At 72.6% G+C, this 19,226-nt stretch carries 19 protein-coding genes, 1 tRNA gene and 1 pseudogene; 12 read left to right on the forward strand and 9 right to left on the reverse strand.

What is annotated here, in order from left to right; translation table 11 throughout:
- Nucleotides 1-165 precede the first annotated feature (165 nt).
- The 3 genes from lysA to ACF1AG_RS09150 all read right to left on the reverse strand — a co-directional run bounded on the left by lysA (nucleotide 166) and on the right by ACF1AG_RS09150 (nucleotide 3,216).
- Nucleotides 166-1,557, reverse strand: a complete 1,392-nt coding sequence (gene lysA / locus ACF1AG_RS09140) for a diaminopimelate decarboxylase (RefSeq protein WP_359599082.1) — start codon at nucleotides 1,555-1,557, stop codon at nucleotides 166-168.
- Between the two features lie 17 nt (nucleotides 1,558-1,574).
- A complete protein-coding gene (nrtL, locus tag ACF1AG_RS09145; RefSeq protein WP_391809553.1) occupies nucleotides 1,575-2,636 on the reverse strand; it encodes an ArgS-related anticodon-binding protein NrtL in 1,062 nt (353 codons plus the stop codon).
- A gap of 97 nt (nucleotides 2,637-2,733) precedes the next feature.
- Nucleotides 2,734-3,216 carry a response regulator gene (locus ACF1AG_RS09150; RefSeq protein WP_359599171.1) on the reverse strand — a complete coding sequence of 161 codons (483 nt, stop codon included), beginning with the start codon at nucleotides 3,214-3,216 and terminating at the stop codon, nucleotides 2,734-2,736.
- Between the two features lie 133 nt (nucleotides 3,217-3,349).
- Between ACF1AG_RS09150 and ACF1AG_RS09155 the strand changes: the two genes are divergently transcribed.
- Together ACF1AG_RS09155 and ACF1AG_RS09160 are read left to right on the forward strand one after the other, a co-directional pair.
- Nucleotides 3,350-3,421, forward strand: a tRNA-Arg gene (locus tag ACF1AG_RS09155).
- A gap of 316 nt (nucleotides 3,422-3,737) precedes the next feature.
- Nucleotides 3,738-3,830 (forward strand): annotated as a pseudogene (locus ACF1AG_RS09160) (DNA-binding protein); the annotation flags it as partial.
- A gap of 9 nt (nucleotides 3,831-3,839) precedes the next feature.
- On the opposite strand, the gene ACF1AG_RS09165 reads toward ACF1AG_RS09160, so the two are convergent.
- Together ACF1AG_RS09165 and ACF1AG_RS09170 are read right to left on the reverse strand one after the other, a co-directional pair.
- The gene (locus ACF1AG_RS09165; RefSeq protein WP_391809554.1) at nucleotides 3,840-4,187 is read right to left on the reverse strand and encodes a hypothetical protein; all 348 of its coding nucleotides are present in this window, start codon (nucleotides 4,185-4,187) and stop codon (nucleotides 3,840-3,842) included.
- Nucleotides 4,180-5,034, reverse strand: coding sequence for a class I SAM-dependent methyltransferase (locus tag ACF1AG_RS09170; protein WP_391809555.1), 855 nt, complete (start codon nucleotides 5,032-5,034; stop codon nucleotides 4,180-4,182). Before ACF1AG_RS09170 ends, ACF1AG_RS09165 begins: the two co-directional genes overlap by 8 nt.
- A 241-nt stretch (nucleotides 5,035-5,275) precedes the next feature.
- On the opposite strand from ACF1AG_RS09170, the gene ACF1AG_RS09175 reads away from it, so the two are divergent.
- From ACF1AG_RS09175 to ACF1AG_RS09200, 6 genes are all read left to right on the forward strand, one after another.
- Nucleotides 5,276-6,574 carry an extracellular solute-binding protein gene (locus ACF1AG_RS09175; RefSeq protein WP_391809556.1) on the forward strand — a complete coding sequence of 433 codons (1,299 nt, stop codon included), beginning with the start codon at nucleotides 5,276-5,278 and terminating at the stop codon, nucleotides 6,572-6,574.
- The gene (locus ACF1AG_RS09180) at nucleotides 6,574-7,515 is read left to right on the forward strand and encodes a carbohydrate ABC transporter permease (RefSeq protein ID WP_391809557.1); all 942 of its coding nucleotides are present in this window, start codon (nucleotides 6,574-6,576) and stop codon (nucleotides 7,513-7,515) included. The genes ACF1AG_RS09175 and ACF1AG_RS09180 overlap by 1 nt, the downstream gene beginning before the upstream one ends.
- Entirely contained in the window at nucleotides 7,512-8,372 is an 861-nt protein-coding gene (locus tag ACF1AG_RS09185; protein WP_359749237.1) for a carbohydrate ABC transporter permease, read from the forward strand. Before ACF1AG_RS09180 ends, ACF1AG_RS09185 begins: the two co-directional genes overlap by 4 nt.
- Nucleotides 8,373-8,557: 185 nt before the next feature.
- Nucleotides 8,558-9,385, forward strand: a complete 828-nt coding sequence (locus ACF1AG_RS09190; RefSeq protein WP_391809558.1) for a CPBP family intramembrane glutamic endopeptidase — start codon at nucleotides 8,558-8,560, stop codon at nucleotides 9,383-9,385.
- Nucleotides 9,382-10,539: a histidine kinase gene (locus tag ACF1AG_RS09195; RefSeq protein ID WP_359599071.1), complete on the forward strand. Its 1,158-nt coding sequence runs from the start codon at nucleotides 9,382-9,384 to the stop codon at nucleotides 10,537-10,539. Before ACF1AG_RS09190 ends, ACF1AG_RS09195 begins: the two co-directional genes overlap by 4 nt.
- Nucleotides 10,536-11,201 carry a response regulator transcription factor gene (locus ACF1AG_RS09200; RefSeq protein ID WP_359599069.1) on the forward strand — a complete coding sequence of 222 codons (666 nt, stop codon included), beginning with the start codon at nucleotides 10,536-10,538 and terminating at the stop codon, nucleotides 11,199-11,201. Before ACF1AG_RS09195 ends, ACF1AG_RS09200 begins: the two co-directional genes overlap by 4 nt.
- Here ACF1AG_RS09200 and ACF1AG_RS09205 read toward each other — a convergent pair.
- On the reverse strand, nucleotides 11,194-11,862 hold the full coding sequence (locus ACF1AG_RS09205; RefSeq protein WP_391809559.1) for a hypothetical protein: 669 nt from the start codon (nucleotides 11,860-11,862) through the stop codon (nucleotides 11,194-11,196). The genes ACF1AG_RS09200 and ACF1AG_RS09205 overlap by 8 nt on opposite strands.
- Nucleotides 11,852-12,367, reverse strand: a complete 516-nt coding sequence (locus tag ACF1AG_RS09210) for a SigE family RNA polymerase sigma factor (RefSeq protein WP_359599065.1) — start codon at nucleotides 12,365-12,367, stop codon at nucleotides 11,852-11,854. The genes ACF1AG_RS09205 and ACF1AG_RS09210 overlap by 11 nt, the downstream gene beginning before the upstream one ends.
- A 436-nt stretch (nucleotides 12,368-12,803) precedes the next feature.
- On the opposite strand from ACF1AG_RS09210, the gene ACF1AG_RS09215 reads away from it, so the two are divergent.
- Entirely contained in the window at nucleotides 12,804-14,579 is a 1,776-nt protein-coding gene (locus ACF1AG_RS09215; RefSeq protein WP_359599064.1) for a beta-ketoacyl-[acyl-carrier-protein] synthase family protein, read from the forward strand.
- A 361-nt stretch (nucleotides 14,580-14,940) separates the two neighbouring features.
- On the opposite strand, the gene ACF1AG_RS09220 is transcribed toward ACF1AG_RS09215, so the two are convergent.
- On the reverse strand, nucleotides 14,941-15,954 hold the full coding sequence (locus tag ACF1AG_RS09220; RefSeq protein ID WP_359749249.1) for a Ku protein: 1,014 nt from the start codon (nucleotides 15,952-15,954) through the stop codon (nucleotides 14,941-14,943).
- A 64-nt stretch (nucleotides 15,955-16,018) separates the two neighbouring features.
- On the opposite strand from ACF1AG_RS09220, the gene ligD reads away from it, so the two are divergent.
- Nucleotides 16,019-16,900, forward strand: a complete 882-nt coding sequence (ligD, locus tag ACF1AG_RS09225; RefSeq protein WP_391809560.1) for a non-homologous end-joining DNA ligase — start codon at nucleotides 16,019-16,021, stop codon at nucleotides 16,898-16,900.
- Nucleotides 16,901-17,047: 147 nt separating this feature from the next.
- Here ligD and ACF1AG_RS09230 read toward each other — a convergent pair whose 3' ends face one another.
- Complete coding sequence (locus ACF1AG_RS09230; protein WP_391809561.1) at nucleotides 17,048-17,860, reverse strand: NERD domain-containing protein; 813 nt, start codon at nucleotides 17,858-17,860, stop codon at nucleotides 17,048-17,050.
- A gap of 99 nt (nucleotides 17,861-17,959) precedes the next feature.
- Between ACF1AG_RS09230 and ACF1AG_RS09235 the strand changes: the two genes are divergently transcribed.
- Nucleotides 17,960-18,466 carry a dual specificity protein phosphatase family protein gene (locus ACF1AG_RS09235; protein WP_391809562.1) on the forward strand — a complete coding sequence of 169 codons (507 nt, stop codon included), beginning with the start codon at nucleotides 17,960-17,962 and terminating at the stop codon, nucleotides 18,464-18,466.
- A gap of 150 nt (nucleotides 18,467-18,616) precedes the next feature.
- Nucleotides 18,617-19,195, forward strand: a complete 579-nt coding sequence (locus ACF1AG_RS09240) for an SH3 domain-containing protein (RefSeq protein ID WP_391809563.1) — start codon at nucleotides 18,617-18,619, stop codon at nucleotides 19,193-19,195.
- Nucleotides 19,196-19,226: the final 31 nt, after the last annotated feature.

A 19,226-nucleotide genomic window follows, 5' to 3' on the forward strand; every position in this document is an offset into this window, starting at 1 on the left:
GATTACCGTCTCGGTTGCACCAGTCTCACTCACCGAACGGGACTTTCTGTGCAAAGTCCGGATCGTGAGACGTCTATTTCATTTACATGTCCGCGCCGACGAAAGATCTTCCGCCGGCGCGGACACCCGGCCCGGGGCCTACTCGGGGCCCTGGTCGGAGGTCTCTCACCCGACGTCGAGCCGGAGCAGGTCCTCCTCCGTCTCGCGCCGGACGATGACGCGCGCCTGGCCGTCCTTGACGGCGACCACCGGCGGTCGCAGCACGTGGTTGTAGTTGCTGGCCATGGACCGGCAGTACGCCCCGGTCGCCGGCACGGCGATCAGGTCGCCCGGCGCCAGGTCGCCCGGCAGGAACGCGTCCTTCACCACGATGTCACCGCTCTCGCAGTGCTTGCCGACGACCCGGGTGAGCATGGGCTCGGCGTCGGAGGAGCGGGAGACGAGGGAGACGCTGTACTCGGCGTCGTACAGGGCGGTGCGGATGTTGTCCGACATGCCGCCGTCGACGGACACGTACGTGCGCAGCCCGTCGAGCGGCTTGACCGTGCCGACCTCGTACAGCGTGAAGGCGGTCGGCCCGACGATGGCGCGCCCCGGCTCGACGGAGATGCGGGGGGTGCGCAGCTTCGCGGCCTCACACTCACGGGTGACGATCTCGGTGAGCGCCTTGGCGATCTCGTGCGGCTCGCGGGGGTCGTCGTCGCTGGTGTACGCGATGCCGAGGCCGCCGCCGAGGTCGATCTCGGGCAGCTCGACGCCGTGCTCGTCGCGGATGTCCTTGAGCAGCCCGACCACGCGGTGCGCGGCGACCTCGAACCCGGACATGTCGAAGATCTGCGACCCGATGTGCGAGTGGATGCCGATGACCTCCAGCCCGTCGAGCTGGAGCGCGCGCCGCACGGCCTCGGCGGCCTGCCCGCCGGCCAGCGGGATGCCGAACTTCTGGTCCTCGTGGGCGGTGGCGATGAACTCGTGGGTGTGCGCCTCGACGCCCACGGTGATGCGGATCTGCACCCGCTGGCGCGTACCGAGCTCGCGGGCGATGTGGGCGACGCGGACGATCTCCTGGAAGGAGTCGAGCACGATGCGGCCGACGCCGGCCTCGACGGCGCGGCGGATCTCGGCGACGGACTTGTTGTTGCCGTGGAAGGCGATGCGCTCGGCGGGCATCCCGGCGGACAGCGCGGTGGCCAGCTCGCCGCCGGAGCAGACGTCGAGGTTCAGCCCCTCCTCGTTCAGCCAGCGGACGACGGCCCGGGACAGGAACGCCTTGCCGGCGTAGAACACGTCGGCGTCCTCTCCGAAGGCGGTGCGCCAGGCGCGGGCCCGGGAGCGGAAGTCGTCCTCGTCGAGGATGTAGGCGGGGGTGCCGTACTCCTCGGCGAGCCGCTTCACGTCGGTCCCGCCGACGGTGAGCACGCCGTCGGCGTCACGGGTGACGGTCTCGGACCACACCTTGGGGTCGAGGGCGTTGAGGTCGGAGGGCGGCGCGGAGTAGTGCCCCTCGGGGAGGACGTCGGCGTGACGGGGCCCGGCGGGGTGTGCGGAACGGCTCATGGCAGGTCTTGGGCTTCCTAGAGATGTTCGGGTGCGTCGATGCCGAGCAGGGTCAGGCCGCCGGCCAGCACCGTCCCGGCGGCTTCGGCGAGGGCGAGCCGGGCACGGTGGGCGGCCGAGGGTTTCTCGTCGCCGAGAGGCAGGACGGAGGGCAACAGGGGCGCGAGCGCGTCGGCGACGGCGACCAGGTGCCGGGCGAGCCGGTCGGGGGCGCGGTGGGCGGCGGTGGCGGCGAGGACGCGGGGGTGGTCGGCGAGGGTGTGCAGGAGGGCCTCGCCGTGAGGTGTGACGGGGCCGGGCTCGGGGGTGAAGCCGAGGTCGGCGGCGTTGCGGAGGAGGGCGCGGGTGCGGGCGTGGGCGTACCGGACCCGGAAGAGGGGGTTGGTCTCGCGCTGGGCGAGGTGTTCGTCGCCGTGGGCGCCGCTGTCGGGTCCGCCGATGCGGGGGCGGTCGTGGGGGGCCGGGTGGAGCAGGGCCCAGCGGGCGGCGTCGCGGCCGAGGGGGGTGGGGTCGGCGGGTTCGGGGACGGGGCGGAGGGGGTCCCTGCCGGGGCGTACGTGGATGTCTTCGGGGACGCCGAGGATACGGACCCAGGCGTCCTCGGGCGGGCGTGCGCAGTGCAACTGGGGATGGGCCCCCTGGGACCGCAGCACGCGGGCGACGGAGTCCATGAGGACCAGGGCGCGGACGTCGGGGGCGGCGTGGAGCTCGGGTGACTGCCCGGCGAGGGCGTCGCTGTGCCCGTACCGGGGGCCGGCGCGGAGGATGTCACGCACGAGACGGCCGTCGGCATCACCGGCGAGGGAGATGTTGAGGAACCCGGGTCCGGTGACGACGACGTCGCTGATCCCGTCGGTGTGGAGAAGTCGGGTGCGCAGCAGCTCGGCGACGGCGGGGGCGGGCTGCCCGGCCGGTCGGGCGAGCTGGAGGGCGACGTTGGTGGCGTAGTCGCCGCAGCCTCCGGGCCCGGGGGGTGCGACGACGACCCGCTCGGGCAGCACGGCCACGGCGAGTTCCCCCTCGTCCACGGCACGACGCACTGCGTGCAGCACGGTGCGGGAGAGCTCGACGGGGGTCACGGGACAAGCGTAGGCGAGGAGGGGGGTGGGTAGGCGAACAGGTTGGCCGGCTGTCCCGAGATGTGGACGGACGTGGACAGGCTGGGCGTGCCTCGGGTCAGCCCCCGGCGTGCTCGGCTGCGGCCTCGGCGCCCCCGGACCCGCGCACGCGTCCGGTCGAGGAATCGATGAGGGACTGCACGACCCTCACGAGTTCCTGCGGCTCGAAGGGCTTGGCGAGGAAGGCGTCGACGCCGACGTCGAGCCCGCTCTCGACCTCGTGCTGGGAGCAGGCGCTGACGATGACGAGGGGAATGCCGGCGGTACGGGGGTCGGACCGCAGACGCCCGGCGGTTCTGAGCCCGTTGAGCCGGGGCATGACGACATCCAGGGTGATGAGGTCGGGCCGCACCTGATGCACGACTTCCAGACACTCGGCACCATCGGCCGCGGTCACCACCTCGATGCCCTCCAGCTCGAGGTTGACCCTGATCAACTGCCGGATGACCTTGTTGTCGTCGACGACAAGAACCCGGCCCGAAGTGCTCGGCACGACTCGAGAGTAGGTCGGGACCGGCCACCGCGTCCGGCGTTTCCCCACTTCCACCCCGACCGGGGTACGGGCCGCACGGGAGCCGAGCGGGACGGACGCCGCGGGACGCGAAAGTGGTTCATGACCACCCCGGGAGAACTGGTAGTGTTCTACCCGTCGCCGCGATCACCGCGACCGACACGCCCCCGTAGCTCAGGGGATAGAGCAACGGCCTCCGGAGCCGTGTGCGCAGGTTCGAATCCTGCCGGGGGCACCTTGCATGAGGTGCCCAAAGACCCCGTCACCAGCGGAAACGCTGAGAGCGGGGTCTTCGCGTATGTGCACGCGTAAGCGGGCCGGGGGCGGCCGTATGCCGGGGTCCGGGCCCGCCCTGGAGTTGAGCCCGGTCGGCAGTGCCCAGTACCTGAGGCCGTACGAGGCAAGCGGCGAGGCGACCGCGCCAGCGCCAGCGCACGGACCTCCTGCCAGACGCGGTAGTGCGTCCAGCCCGCGGACGCCGCGAGCCCACGCCGGACAAGGACCAGGTCCAGGCTCTGCGAGATCAGCTCCACGAGGCTCGCAGGCAGCAGCTCGCCGCGCCCGGGCCGGTCACGGTTCTCACGTCCGACCCCGAGGACCTGACAGCGCTCTCGGGCGGGCGCATCACCGTGGGCAAGGTCTGACGGCGGCGCTCAGCCCTCGCGCCTGGATTCCCTGAGCAGGTTGTCGTCCTCGTCGTACAGCTCCAGCGTGTACGTCGTCGCCCCGCAACGCGTGAGCTGGGCGGCCAGGTCGTCGAAGCGGGACGGGGCGACGACTCCGTTCAGGAGTACGTCCTGCCCGTCGACGGGCTCGAGTTCGACCTCGCACCAAGTGGTGCCCACCTCGTGGCCGTACCAGGACGATGGTCTCGATCTCCAGCCGAGTCTTTCGAAGCGCTCGGCCATGGGGGCGACGTCCCTGTGGCCGTGCAGGATGCCGCACACGTTGTTGGAGATGTCCGTCCACTCCGGGGCGAGGTCGCCGGACTCGTCAGGCATGGGTTGCCGTCACCAGCCAGCAGCTCATCCTCAGCCGCACCCCCTCCTCCGTCGCGTACATCCCGAACGCCTCCGTCGCCGCCTCCCGTGCCCGCTCCACGGCCTCCTCCGGCGCGTCCCTCAGCCAGTGCCGCATCGGGCCCCACCCGAAGAGGAACTCCGACGCGTCCGACGGGTCCCTCCCCCACTTCTGCTCCGCCTCCAGTGGCGCCACCTCGATCCCCTCGAAGCCCGCCGCCGACAGCACCGCCCTCACCCGGCTCGGGTCCGCGAACGAGGCCGGGCCCGTCTCCGACGCCGCCGTCAGGTCCGGCAGCGGCGCATGCTGCGACACCGCCGCGAACACCCTTGCCTGGTCCTGGCGGTCGAAGGACTGTGGGCAGACGAAGGCCAGGCGACCGTCCCCCGGTCGCAGCGCGCCGGCGATGTTCCTGAACGCCGCCACCGGGTCCGCGAAGAACATCACTCCGTACCGGCTCACCGCCGCGTCGAAGCTCGCCGGTTCGAATGCGTGAACCTGGGCGTCGCCCTGGACGTGGGTGACATTGGGGAGTCCTTCCGCCTCGGCCGTCGCTCGCGCGCGTTCCAGCATGGGCGCGGAGAGGTCGATGCCCACGGCCTGCCGTGCACGGCGGGCCGCCAGTCGCGTCACGCTGCCGTTCCCGCAGCCGATGTCCAGCACCGTGTCCGTGGCGCGGAGGGCGGCCGCTGCCAACAGAGGTTCGTTGACTCCGTTGTTCAACGCGTCGTAGCGGGCCTGGTGGTCGGCCCAGTGTCGGCCCTCGTAGCCGTTCCACGCCTCGTACTGATGCATGTTCGCGGTGTTCGTGATGGGGGTGTCCGCCATGGGGACATCGTGCCCTCACCTGGGCGGATTCCGCGCCCCCTTTGCGGCAGCCGCGCCGCAAGTGGCATCTGGGGGAACCATGGCTGAGTTCATGTATGTAAATACTGTTCATTCTATTGATTCGACATGACCTCTCTGCATAGAGTCCCGCCACCTCGCCCGTACGGAATGGACGGAGCCTCCCGTGTCGAAGCAACTCCGCAAGCCTGTACGAACGCGGCGGCTCGGTGCAGTCGGCGCCGTGGTCGTCGCAGCCGTCGTCACCGCCGCCGGGTGTTCCTCGGGGTCGTCCGGGACGGAGCAGGACGCCTCGCAGCCGCTGGAGGTGTGGATCCGGCAGGACGCCGGGAGTGCGGCCGCGGAGTCGGCCGAGGCGCTCACCAAGGCGTTCTCCGAGGAGAGCGGCATCGAGGCGAAGCTCGTCGCCGTCGGCGTCAACGACTTCGAGACCAAGCTCCAGCAGCGCACCGCGCAGAAGGACCTCCCCGACATCGTCATCAACGACACCGGCCAGCTGGGCAACCTGGTCACCCAGGGGCTCGTGCGTGAGGTGGACCGGGAGGGCACCGCCGGGAGCGGGGACATCGCCGACCGCGCCTGGGAGGCCGCGCAGGGGTACGACGGAAAGTACTACGGGGTGCCCTTCAATTCGCAGGCCTTCGCCTTGCTCATACGCAAGGACTGGCGGGAGAAGGTGGACGCCCCGCTGCCCTCCTCCTGGGACGAACTCATCCAGCTCGCCGCCACGTTCACCAACGACGACCCGGACGGCAACGGCAAGAAGGACACCGCCGGCATGGTGGTGCCCGGCAGCACCACCCGCGGGTATCTGACCTGGTGGTTCTCCACCATGCTCTGGTCGGAGGGCGGTGACTTCGTCAAGAAGCAGGGGGACGGGTACATCGCCGCCGTCGACGACCCCGCCTCCGTCAAGGCCGTCGAGAAGCTCCAGGCCATGTTCTGCGGCTCCAAGGTCGTGCAGCCCGGCGCCAGCACCGCCGACTCCGCCACCACCCACACCGTCTTCGAGAGCGGCAAGGGCGGCATCTACCTCACCGGGCCGTACATGCTGCCCCGGTTCGACGGGTCGCTCGGCAAGGACAAGTACGAGGTCGTCGCCGCCCCGCCCGGCGCAGGCGGCGAGGCGGCCGCCCTGGCCGAGGGGGAGAACGTCTATCTGATGGCCGGGTCCGGCAACGAGAAGGGGCAGCAGGCGTTCGCCGAGTTCGCCGCCTCGCCCGCCGGGCAGAAGACCGGCCTCGGGCTCGACAACGGCGGCATCATCGTCCGGCTGCCCGTGAACACCACCGTGGACGGCGCCGCCGAGCGCGAGGACCCCCGCTGGGACGTCTTCCAGAAGGTGTACGACGAGCACGGCCGCAACGCCCCCGCCCTGCCCAACTGGGCGACCGTCCGCCAGATCTCGTCCGAGGGGCTGAACGGCGTGGTCTCCGAGTGTTCCCGTGACGTCGCCGGCGCGATGGGCGAACTCGCCGACGAGATCGACGCCGAGCTCGAGAAGCAGGGGGCCAAGGGCTGATGGCGGTGACCGAGGCGCGGGCGGCGTCGCGGAAGACGCAGGCGCGGCGCCCGGCCCGCACGGCTCCCCCGATGCGGTCGCGGGTGCGGCGGGGCGCGACGCCGTGGCTGTTCCTCGCGCCGGCGCTGCTGCTCTTCCTGTACTTCAAGTTCATCCCCATGGCGCAGGCCGTGCGGATGAGCTTCCAGGAGGTGCGGCCGTTCCTCGGCAACACCTATGTCGGCGGCGAGAACTACGCCGAGATCGCGGGGAGTTCTGACTTCGGCGCGGCCGTGTGGCACACGGTCGTGCTGGCGGTCGCGACCACGGCCGGCTCCATCCTGCTGGGCCTCGCGCTGGCGCTCCTGCTGGAGGGGCAGACCCGCTCGCTGTGGTTCGTCCGGTCGGCCGTCTTCCTGCCGGTCGTCACCGCCATGGCGGTGGTCGCCGAGGTGTGGCGGGTCATGTACTACCCGGCCGAGGGCGGCGCGCTGAACTCCGTCCTCGGCGTGCTCGGGCTGGGTCCGAGCGAGTTCCTCAACTCCCCCGACAGCTCGCTCGCGTCCATCGCCTTCGTCGGCATCTGGCGGGGCGCCCCGTACGACATGATAATCTTCCTCGCCGGTCTGGCGGGTGTGGACCGGGTGCTCTACGAGGCGTCCGCCGTCGACGGGGCCTCGCGGTGGCGGCGGATCTGGCACGTCACCCTGCCGGGGCTTCGGCCGGTGTTCGCCATTCTGCTCACGCTCGCGGCGATCCGGGGCCTGCGCGTCTTCACCGAGGTGTTCCTGCTGACCAACGGCGGGCCCGACGGCTCGACCGAGGTGCTGCTGACCCTGACGTACAAACTCGGCCTCGAACGCAACGAGCTGGGCGTCGCTGCTGCCGGGACCGTGCTCCTGTTCCTGGTGCTGCTGGTGCTGACCGTGGCGTCGCGGCTGCGCCGGAGGGAGGTCCGATGAGGAACGAGACGGCGCTCGGACTGGCGGAGGCGCGCGGGCCCTGGGCGCGGCTGCTGCGGTTCGTGCTGTACACCGCCCTGTTCTTGGTGTTCGCGGGGCCGTTGCTCGCGCTGATGGTCGGCGCGTTCACCCCGACCGTGGATCCCACGCAGTTCACCCTGTGGCCCGACCGGCTGTCCCTGGACAACCTGGAGCGGGCGGTCGACCGCAACGTACTGGACTACCTGCTCAACTCCTTCCTCGTCGTGGGCGGCGGGCTCGCACTCCAGGTGCTGGTCAGCGTGTTCGCCGGGTACGCCCTGGCCCGCAAGCGGTTCCGCGGGTCGGCGGTCGTGCTGGTGCTCATCCTGGCGACGATGATGCTGCCCGAGGAGGTCCTCGCCGTCCCGCTGTCCGTGCTCCTGGCGGACCTGCCGCTGCTGCACGTCAGCCTGGTCGGCTCGCTCGTCGGCATGATCGTGCCGGTGGCCGCCTGGGGGTTCTCCATCCTGGTGATGACCGAGTTCATGAAGGAGATCCCGAAGGAGCTGGAGGAGTCGGCGCGGCTGGACGGCGCGGGCGAGTTCCGGGTGTTCTGGCAGGTCGTGCTGCCGTTGTGCCGGCCCGCGCTGGGCGTCATCGGCATCTTCGGGTTCACGATGATCTGGGACCAGTACATGCTGCCGCTGCTGGTCGCCACCGATCCCGCCCAGTACACCCTGCCGCTGGCGCTGCGCTCCCTCCGCTCCGACGACCAGGTGGGCATCGGCGTGCTGCTGGTGGGTGCCTTCCTCGCGATGCTGCCGTCGGTGCTGGCGTTCCTCGCGCTCCAGCGGTCCTTCATCCGCGGGCTCACCTCCGGCGCCGTGAAGGGGTGACCCGGCGAGGCAGCCGCGACGGCCCGCCCCCACGGGGGACGGCGCACTCCCTGTCCCCCGTGGGAGCTACGCGAGGGTGTCCACTCGCCGGTGACGCTTCCCGCGGCGTGTCTCCGTAGCGTCGGGGTGGTCGGAGCGGCGGTCCCGTCACCGCCGCGTCACCCCACCTCGCCGAGGAGCAAGTCGTGCGTGTCGTCTGGCAGTTGATAGCGGTTGTGCTGGTGTCCATGGTCGCGGGGCAGAGTGTGGCCGCGGCCGAGGACAATCCGTGGGCCACGCTCGGCCTGGGCCTGGTGGCGTCGGTGCTGTCCGTGTACGTCTACGCCTGGGTCGTGGGGCGCACCGAGAAGCGCGCGGTCACGGAGGTGGCCTGGAAGGGCGCGGCCGGCGCCGTCGGCCGGGGTGTGCTGATCGGCACGCTGGTGTTCGCCGCCGTGGTCGCGAACATCGCGTTCATGGGGCACTACGAGGTGGACGGCTGGGGGTCGTACACCGGAGCGGTCGGGCTGGCCGGGTTCATGGCCGGCGCCTCCGTCACGGAGGAACTCCTGTTCCGCGGCGTATTGTTCAGGACCGTGGAGGAGCGGTTCGGTACGTGGGGGGCGCTGGTCCCGACCAGCGTGCTGTTCGGCGCATGGCATCTGGCGAACCCGGACGCGAGCCTGTGGGGCGCCGCCGTCATCGCGCTGTCCGCGGGTCCGATGCTGGGCGCCGCGTACGTCGCCACCCGCAGTCTGTGGATGCCGATCGGTCTGCACTTCGGCTGGAACTTCGCCGCGTCCGGCATCCTCAGCACCGAGGTCTCCGGCAACGACACCCAGCAGGGTCTGATGGACGCCTCCACCTCCGGGCCGACCCTGATCAGCGGCGGTGAGTTCGGGCCCGAGGCCAGCCTCTACACGCTGGTGTTCTGCGCGCTGGTGACCGTCGGCTTCCTGTGGCTGGCGCGGCGGCGCGGCCAGCTGATGCCCCGCCGCTCGAAGCGGGCCGACGCGGCCGCGCTCGCCCGGTGACCCGTCTGCACGGGCTGCGGCAGGTCTGGGGCCGACTGCACGTCACGGCCCGGGACCTGCCGTTCGCGGTGCTGCTGTTCTCCCTGGCGTTCGTCCCGGGCCTGCGCGGCAGCGGCACCGACATCGGTGCGGTGGCGGAGCGCCCGTACGACGCCCTGGCCGTCGTCGTGATCGGGCTGCAGGCCCTTTCGCTGGCCCTGCGGCGGCAGTGGCCGGTCGTCTGCCTGGCCCTGGTGGCGGCCGGTTTCATCCTGGACCAGCTGCACGGCTACCACACCGTCGCGGGCACGGCACTGCCGCTGGCGCTGCTCAGCACGGGCGCCCATCTGGAGCGGTACCGGCGCACCACGGTCGCCGTGTTCTCCCTCGCGTACGTGCTGTTCGTGGCCGAGCTGGTGCGGCGGGGCACGGACGAGCCGCCGGCCGAGTTCGTGTCGTTCTACGTGGTGATGTGCCTGTTGTGGGGCGGCGGGGCGTGGCTGCGCTCCACCCGGATCGCCGAGGCGGAGCGGCGCCACCAGGTCGCGGAGCAGACGCGGGCGGCCGAGCGGGCCAGGATCGCGCGGGAGCTGCACGACGTGGTGACCCACCATGTGACGGCGATGGTGGTGCAGGCGGAGGCGGCGCGCTATCTGACCGCCGCGCCCGAACGGCTCGACGAGACGCTGGCCGCCGTCTCCGACACCGGTCGGCGGGCCGTCGCCGACCTGCGCCACCTGCTGGACCTGCTGAACCCGGACCACGGCGACAGCTCCCGGACGCCCCCGGTGGGCCGGCTGCTGACGCTGGTGGAGCAGACTCGGCGGGCCGGGCAGCCGGTGGAGTTCACCGAGAAGGGGACCCCGGCCGCGTCCACCGGGAGTGCCGACCTGGTGGCGTACCGGGTGGTGCAGGAGGCCCTGACCAACGCCCTCAAGTACGCTCACGGGCGGACCACTTCGGTTCTGGTGCGGCACAGCGAGAGGGACATCACGGTGGAAGTCGGCACGGACGGTCCCGGGACGCGGCCCGCGGCCTCGCCGGGCGGCAGCGGGCGGGGGCTGGCCGGTCTGCGGGAGCGGGTGGACGTCCTGGGCGGTGAGTTCGATGCGGGGCCGCGTCCCGGCGGGGGGTTCGCCGTGCGGGCGCGGATACCGACCGGGAGCTCGGTGTGAGCGGCGGGCCGGTCAGGGTGCTGGTCTGCGACGACCAGATGCTGGTGCGGACCGGGTTGGTGACGATCATCGGCGCGCAGCCGGACATGGAGGTCGCCGGCGAGTGCGCGGACGGGCGCGCCGCCGTCGGCCTCGCGGAGAAGGTGCGGCCGGACGTCGTGGTGATGGACGTGCGGATGCCGGTGCTGGACGGCATCGAGGCGACCCGGCAACTGGCCGGCTCCGGGGTGCGGGACCCCGTGAAGGTGCTCGTGGTGACGACGTTCAACCTCGACGAGTACGTGTACAAGGCGCTGCGCGCGGGGGCGAGCGGGTTCCTGCTGAAGGACGCGCCGCCGGACCGGCTGCTGCACGGCATCCGGACGGTGGCCTCGGGCGCGGCGCTGCTCGACCCGGAGGTGACCCGGCAGCTCGTGGGCCGGTACGCGTCCCGGATCCGGCCGTCCGAGGACGGCGGTGACCGGGAGGTTCCGCTGACCCCGCGCGAGCTGGAGGTGCTGCGGCTCATCGCGGACGGGCTGTCCAACAGCGAGATCGCGGCGGCGCTGGTGATCAGTCAGGAGACGGTCAAGACGTTCGTGTCCCGCATCCTGTCCAAGCTTCAGCTGCGGGACCGGGTGCAGGCGGTCGTCTACGCGTACCGGCGCGGGCTGGTCAGCTGAACTCCCCTCGCGTGGCCGTGAATTCGATCTGGTCGCCGTCGCGCAGCCGGTCGTGCAGCCATTCGGCGTCCCGCGCGCTGAGACCCACCCAGCCCGTGGTGCCGGAGAGGGCGCGCAGCATCTTGGCGTCGAAGGAGAGGGCGCCCGCGTAGACGGGCCGGCCGCCGGGGGCACGCAGTTCCACCAGGTACGGCACCTTCACCTCGCGGACCTCGGTCCTGCTCCTCAGCGGCAGCACCGCGCCGGATATCCGGGCGACCACGGTGAGCCGGGTGCCGGGCGGGAAGCGGCCGGCGGCGCGCAGGTCGACCCGCAGCACGCGGCCGCCGAGGGTGAGCGTACGCAGGTCCACGTCGAGCCGGCCGGAGGGGCGGGGCGCGCGGGCCGAGGCGGAGGCGGTGGGAGTCCCTGCGGGGTCGGGCGAGGTGGCCGGGGTGGCTCCGGGGCGGTGCCATTTCCCGGTGGGGTGGTCGGTGTGCAGGGCGAGGGTCACCACGGTGACCGCGCAGGCGGCCGTGGCCGCGGTGCCGAGGGCGAGGCCGGCCCTGCGGCGGCGTGAGCGGCGACGGGCGCGGATTCGCACCTCGGCGGCGGGCAGGGGCGGCGGGGTCTCGTGACGCGCGGCCAAGTCGCGCAGGGCGCCGCTGAGTTCATCCGACACGGCCGCCCCCCTCCCAGGCCGGCTCCTCGGCCTCGTCCACCGCCAGATGCCGGGCCAGTGCCGCCCGCCCCCGGGACAGGCGGGCCTTGACCGTGCCGACCGGCGCGCCGGTCTCGGAGGCTACCTGCTCGACACTGAGGTCGCACAGATGGTGCAGCACGACCGCCATGCGCTGGGATTCCGGGAGTTGGCGCAGGGCGGCGACCAGGGCGGTGCGGTCGGGGCCGGGGCCGGGCGTCGCCTCGGGCGGCGGGGAGTGCCGCACCAGTTCCAGCCAGCGCTTCGCGCGGCGCCAGCGGCTAACGGCGAGGCGCATGGCGACGGTGCGCACCCAGGCCTCCGGCGCCTGGTCGGCCATCAGCCGGTGGCGACGGTCCCAGGCGCGCACGAACGCCTCCTGCACCACGTCCTGCGCCTCGCCGAGATCCCCGGTGAAGGCGAAGAGCTGGCCGGTCAGACGGGGGAAGGCGGCCGCGTAGAAAGCGTCGAACTCGTCCTCGTCCATGCCCTCCACCGCAGTCTCTGATCGCCTGCGCGGCCCGCCCGCCGCCGTCCCGCGGGCCGGCCCGGCAGGTCGCGTCGCGCCCTTCGGAACGCGCCCCTGTGGGAAGACGCCGGAACCGGCCCCGGGGATCAGTCGTCGTGCCGGTGGGAACGGAGCCCTGCGGGGCGGCCGCGCGGAACGTGACGCGCGCCTCGTCCCGCGGGGGCGGTCCGGGCCCCGCTCACGGGCTTCGTGACGTTTTCCACAGTGGCAGTACGCTCCGGTAACTCTGCCCACTCGTCGGCGTCTTGACGAATGTGTTCCGTGTCACCCACCTGGTAGACCCGGACGAATCGGACACCCCGCGAAGTGGATCGTGGACCCGTTCGCGAGTCGTACAGAACACTCGGAACCGCCCGCAGTACGACAGTTCGGACCAAAGAGAGCATGCCCGGCCATGACGCACTCCCCCGAAACTCCTGAAGTACCCATACGGCCCCACCAGGTGACCGCCGCGGAGGTCGTCCCCGGCGACCTGTTCGCCCTGACCCCCGAGGACGCGGCCGAGCGCCGCTGGCACGTCGTCACGCACACGCTGCCCGTCTCCCCCGAGGTGATCCGGGTCACGCTGCGGCCGCCGCTCGGCGGGGTGGATCACGAGGAGGACCTGCGGCGCGAGCGGACGGTGACCGTCGCCGGGCGGCGGGTCGACGTGGACGCGGTGCCGCTGGTGGAACCGGAGTCCCTGGAGGGCGTGGACCTCCACGACGGCGACCGGCTGACCGTCCTGCGGGCGGTGGACCCGCTGGCCGCCGAGATGGCGTACGTACGCCGCTGGGGCGCCTGGCACCGGGACACCACGGAGTCCGCCGACGCCGAGGCCGTGTCCGACGCGGAGGTACGCCGCTGGGCCGCCGACGCCGTCCGCGAGGGCACGGTCGTACGGCACGAGCCGCGTCCCGTGCGTCAGGCGCGGGCGGCCGGGCCCCGGCGCGTGGTGGTCACCGGGCTCGGCGCGGTCACCCCGCTGGGCGTGGGCACCGGCGAGCTGTGGGACGGCCTGCTCGAAGGGCGGCACGGCATACGGGAGTTGACGGACCCGGAGTTCGACGGGCTGCCGGTGCGGACCGCCGGCACGGTGCCCGTCGACCCGGCCTCGCTGCTGCCCCGGCAGGCGGCACGCCGGATGAACCGGGCCGCGCAGTTCGCGGTGCTGGCTGCGCGCGAGGCGTGGGCCGACGCCGGGTACGCCGCCGGCGGCACCCGGGAGAGCGGGATGGACCCGGAGCGGGTCGGCGTGAGCCTGGGCGCCATCCTCGGGGACGCGTCCGTGCTGGTCGGCGGTGACCGGAAGCTGCGGGAGCGCGGGGCGCGGGGTGTGTCCCCGCTCACCACGCCCATGACGGTGCCGTCACAGGCCGCGTCGCAGGTGTCGCTCGATCTGCACATCACCGGTGAGGCACGCACCGTGACCAGCGCCTGCGCCTCCGGCACCGAGGCGATCGGGCAGGCCGTCGACCGGATCCGGTACGGCCGGGTCGACGTCGCGCTGGCCGGCGGCGCCGAGGCGGTGATCACTCCCGCGATCATGGCGTCGTTCGCGGCGATGCGGGCGCTGGCGGAGGGCGACCCGTCCGAGGGGTCGCCGTCACGTCCCTTCGCCAAGGACCGGGACGGGTTCGTCAACGGTGAGGGCGCGGGGGTCCTGGTGCTGGAGTCCGAGGAGCACGCCCGGGCGCGCGGGGCGCGGATCTACTGCGAGGCGGCGGGGTGGGGGCTGTCGGCGGACGCCTACCACGTCGCGGCCCCTGACCCGTCCGGCGACGGCATCGCGCTCGCCCTGCGGAGGGCTGTGCGGGACGCGGGAGCCGAGGTGGCCGACGTCGTGCACGTGAACGCGCATGCCACCGCCACGGTCGACGGGGACCTCGCGGAGGCTCGGGCGCTGCGGGGGGTGCTGGGCGTACGGGACGTTCCGGTGACCGCGCTGAAGGGGCACCTGGGGCATTTGCAGGGGGCTGCGGGCGGTGTGGAGGCGGTGGCTGCGGTGCTCACCCTGCACCACGGGACGGTGCCGCCCACGGTGGGGTGCGGAGAGGTGGACGACGGGATCGACCTGGACGTCGTCCGTGACGCCCCGCGTCCGCTGCCGGACGGCGGCGATCTTGTGCTGAGCAACTCCTTCGGCTTCGGCGGGCACAACGCGGTGCTGGCGTTGCGGCGGGTGTCGTAGCGCGGGGGCGGTTTTCAGCGCCCGGGCGTGGGGGTGGGCCGGGGGTGTCGGCGCACCTCGGCGCCAACGAGGTGCCGCCGCGCCCACCCGTGCCGCCCATCGGCACGAATACCCGCAGTTGGCGAGCGTGTGCCTGCCACAGGTGTCGGCGTAGCCGCCCGCGGCGGGGAGGGGACGGGGTGGGGGTGGGCGCCCGCAGCGGCCGGCGCGTCCACGCCCTGGGCCTCCCGAGACGCACTCTCGCGCCGGACCGAGGACGACCACCCCCACCGCGGCCCCGCACCACCACCCCACCCGTAGGCGCTACAGCAACCCCCACCGAACAGAACCCTGCGCCGCAGGCGTCACACCGCAACCCCAGTCAGGCCGAGCGCTTGCGGGACGTCGTCTTCTTCGCCGGGGTCTTCTTCGCAGCCGCCTTCTTCGTCGTGCTCTTCTTCCCGGTCTGGGACGTCTTCGACGTCGACTTCCGCGGCGAGGACGCCGTCTTCTTCTTCGCGGTCGACGTGGACTTCTTGCCCCCCGTGTCCTTCGGCGACGAGCGGCTCGTCCTGCGTTCCGGGAGCTGCTTGACCTCCGCGCCCTCCCCCCTCGACTCGCGTGCCGCCCGGACGCTGTTCTCCAGCGCCGCCATCAGGTCCAGGACCTTGCCGCCGCCGGCCTCCGGGGCCGGCGCCTCCTTCGGCGTCTCGCCGGCCGCCTTCGCGGCGACGACCTCCTCCACCGCCTCGCGGTACTCGTCGTGCAGGTCCTCCAGGTCGACCTCACCGAGCGTGTCCATCAGCGCGTCCGCGAGGTCCAGCTCCTTGTCGCGCACGGTGACGTCGGCGTCCGGCGCGACGCCCTCCGGGGCGCGGACCTCGTCGGGCCAGAGCAGGCCGTGCATGGCGATCGCGTCGCCCACCACGCGCAGCATGCCGAGCCGCTCCCGCCCGCGCAGGGCGTACTTCGTGATCGCGACCTTCTTGCTCCGCTTCAGCGCCTCCCGCAGCAGCGTGTACGGCTTCGCCGCGGGGGCCCCGCCCGCCTGGAGGTAGTACGCGGCGTCCATCTGGAGCGGGTCGATGCGGTTCTCGGGCACGAAGGCGACGATCTCGATCGTCTTGGCGGTCGGGATCGGCAGCCCGGCCAGGTCCTCGTCGGTGATCGGGATGATCGTGCCGTCCGAGTCCTCGTAGCCCTTGCCGATCTCCTGGCTGCTGACCTCCCGGTCCTCCAGCTCGCAGAACTTCCGGTAGCGGATCCGGCCGCCGTCCTCGGTGTGGATCTGACGGAAGGAGATCGAATGGTTCTCGGTGGCGTTCACCAGCTTGATCGGGATGCTGACCAGCCCGAACGAGATCGCGCCGTTCCAGATGGACCTCACGAGCAGCACCTCTCCGGTCGTCCGCCGATCGATGTCGGAGCCTTTGTCATGGTTTGCGTGAGATTCTCATCGTATGGCTCCCATCACGGAGGTGGAGGGGCGACGGCTCCCGCTCAGCAATCTGGAGAAGGTGCTGTATCCCGCCACCGGCTTCACCAAGGCGGAGGTCCTGCACTACTACGCGACCGTGGCCGACGTGCTGCTGCCGCATCTGAAGGAGCGGCCGGTGTCGTTCCTGCGGTATCCCGACGGGCCCGACGGGCAGGTGTTCTTCACCAAGAACGTGCCGCCCGGTACGCCCGACTGGGTCACGACCGCCGAGGTGCCGAGGTCGGAGGGGCCCGCGCGGATGGTGCTGGTGGAGGATCTGCCGAGCCTGATGTGGGCGGCGAACCTGGTCGCGGAGTTCCACACCCACCAGTGGCGGATCACCGACCCGGGCCAGGCGGACCGCATCGTGTTCGATCTGGACCCGGGACCGCCGGCGACGGTCGTGCACTGCTGCGAGGTGGCGCTGTGGCTGCGCGAGCGGCTGGCCGAGGACGGGTTCGAGGCGTACGCGAAGACGTCCGGCTCGAAGGGACTGCATCTGCTGACGGCGGTACGGGGCTCCTCACCCGAACAGGTGTCCGACTACGCGAAGGCGCTGGCCGTGGAGGCGGAGAAGGCGATGCCCCGGCTGGTGCTGCACCAGATGAAGCGCAGCCTGCGGCCGGGGAAGGTCTTCGTCGACTGGAGCCAGAACGCGGCCCGCAAGACCACGGCCGCCCCCTACACCCTGCGGGCCCGCGCCGAGCCACTGGTGTCGGCGCCGGTGACCTGGCAGGAGGTCGAGGAGTGCGAGTCGCCGGACCGGATGGCACTGAGAGCGCCCGACATCGGCCCGCGGCTCCAGGACTTCGGCGATTTGCTGGCGCCGCTGCTGGACCCGGACCAGGCGGGCACGCTGCCCTGACCACGCCCGCCCTTCCGCAGGACCGCCGCCTGCCCCTCCGCGGGACCGCCGCCCGGCCCCCTGCGAAACCACCGCCCGGACCCCCCGCGAAACCACCGCCCGAACCGCAGAACCACCGCCCCCCCCGCGGCCGTCAGTCCCGCGCCCTCACAGCCCCGCCCACGTCCTGCGGTCCCGCGCCGCCGCGTACAGCGCCTCGACGTCGGCAGGCTTCAGTACGCCTCCGTCCCGGGCCAGCCCCGGCACGTCCGCGACCGCCAGGATCCGCACCCCGCGTGGCGCGGCGGCGACCGTCACGCGGCGGGCGCCGGCCAGGACCAGCAGTGGGCGGACCTCGGCGGTGAGAGCGTGGGCGGCCCGGTCGGCGTCGGCGCGCACCCGGTGCAGCATGGGCTCGGGCGGAAGCCGGCCGATGCGCACCTGCGGCTCCGCGACGGTCACCCGCTGCCGGTGGGCGGACCGGACGTGCAGGGCGTACAGGCCGCCGGGGCCGATCAGCAGGTGGTGGAGGAGGTGGCCGCCGGGGAGCGGCAGCGAGTGCAGGGCGCGCCAGCCCGCGCCGCCCATGAGGTCGAGGGCGTCGAGGGCGTCGCCGACCGTCCGCTGCGCGTCGAGTTCCGCGCGACGCGGGTCCGGGCGCAGCCGGCGGGCCGGGCCGGGGGCGCGGTCCAGGTCGACGAGCAGGGACTCGCCGGGACGGTTCGGGGCGAGGTCGTCGTCGGGGTGGAGGGAGAGCCGGGCGAGATCGGCGGGGGTGGGGACCGGGGGCGGGCCGACGGCGACCGGGCCGGTGAGGTACGGGCCCAGGGCGGAGAGCACCTCCTCCTCGCGCTCGGCGTCGAGCAGGTGCACACGCGCCGCCTCACGGTCGTACCAGGCGATGTTCCTGCCGTCCTGGAGGCGGACGTGAAGCCGGTCCCTGCCGTGCCGGCGGGCCGGCACGACGCGCGGTCGGTCCATGCGCCATCACCCCGCCTCCATGGGAACAGGCGGGGTGCTGCGCGGGCAAGAAGCCGGATACCGTGGACAGGAGTTGGGCGACGAGAGTGGGAGGCGCCGTTGCGTACCCGCGAGGGCCGACCTGACGTACCGGCTCCGAAGAGCCCGTGGGACGAGATCGAGCCCGGCCTGTGGATGGGCGGGCACCAGGTGCGCGGGCCCGCCGGACGGGTGGAGCAGGTGGTGGTGCACCGCCAGTTCGACCTGGTGCAGAGCCTGATGCGGCTGCCGGGGCACGGGCCCGAGCCGGAGGCCGAGCATCAGGTGTGGCCCATCCCGGACGGCCCGCTCGACGGCACCCAGCTCGCGGGCGTGATCCGGCTGGCCGAGGCCGCGTGCGAGGCCCTGGACGCGGGGCGCACGGTCCTGGTCCGCTGCTTCCACGGCTACAACCGGTCGGGCCTGGTGGTCGCGCACGCCCTGATGCGCAGGGGCCGTTCGGCGGAGGACGCGATCCGGCTGATCCGGTCCCGCCGTTCCTCCTGGGCCCTGCACAACGGCCTGTTCGTCGACTACCTGCGGGCGGGGCTCACCACCGTGCGGCTGCCGGAGGAACCGGCGGAGTGACGGGGGCCGGCCGCCGTACCGGGGGTGCGTGACCCGGTAGGCGGAGCGCCCTCCCCGATGGCGCAGCAGGGCGGGCGGGCACCGGGGGGCGCTCCTAATGTGGCGACAAGTCACCTTCGACCTGTCGTCTCCCCCCATGGAGGTACTGCCATGTCCCTACGACGCCCGCGTCCCCCGCTGACCCGCCGTCTGCCCATAGCGCTCGCCGCCGGCGCCCTGGCGGTCGCGACCGCCGTCACCCCCGCGCTCGCCGCCGACGACCCGGGCCAGGGCAACCAGAACAGCCAGAGCAACCAGGGCAACTGGAGCCAGCAGGGCGGCGGCAACGGCAGCAACACGGGCTCCGGAAACGGCAACGGCAACGGCAACAACTCCGGGTCCGGGAACAACTCCGGGTCCGGCAACAGCAACGGTTCCCACCAGCAGGGCGGCGGCAACCAGGGCGGTGACGGCGGCGACTGGGGCAACCAGGCCGGCGGCAACCACGGCGACCAGGGCCAGTACCGCGGCGTGGTGACGGCCCAAAAGCTGGCCCTGCGCAGCGCCCCGAACCGCGGCTCCCAGGTCATCCGGTACGCCCACAAGGGCGAGGTCGTCTCGATCTTCTGCAAGGTGCCCGGCGGCAAAGTGGACGGCAACCCGCTCTGGTACCTGCTCACCGACGGCACCTGGGCCTGGGGCCCGGCCCGCTACATCGACAACATCGGTCCCGCGCCACGCTGGTGCTGATGAGCACACCACGCGAAGCGGAGCAAGTGGG

Source organism: Streptomyces sp. NPDC014764, assembly GCF_043082785.1.
In the GTDB taxonomy this organism is placed as follows: Bacteria; Actinomycetota; Actinomycetes; order Streptomycetales; family Streptomycetaceae; genus Streptomyces; species Streptomyces althioticus.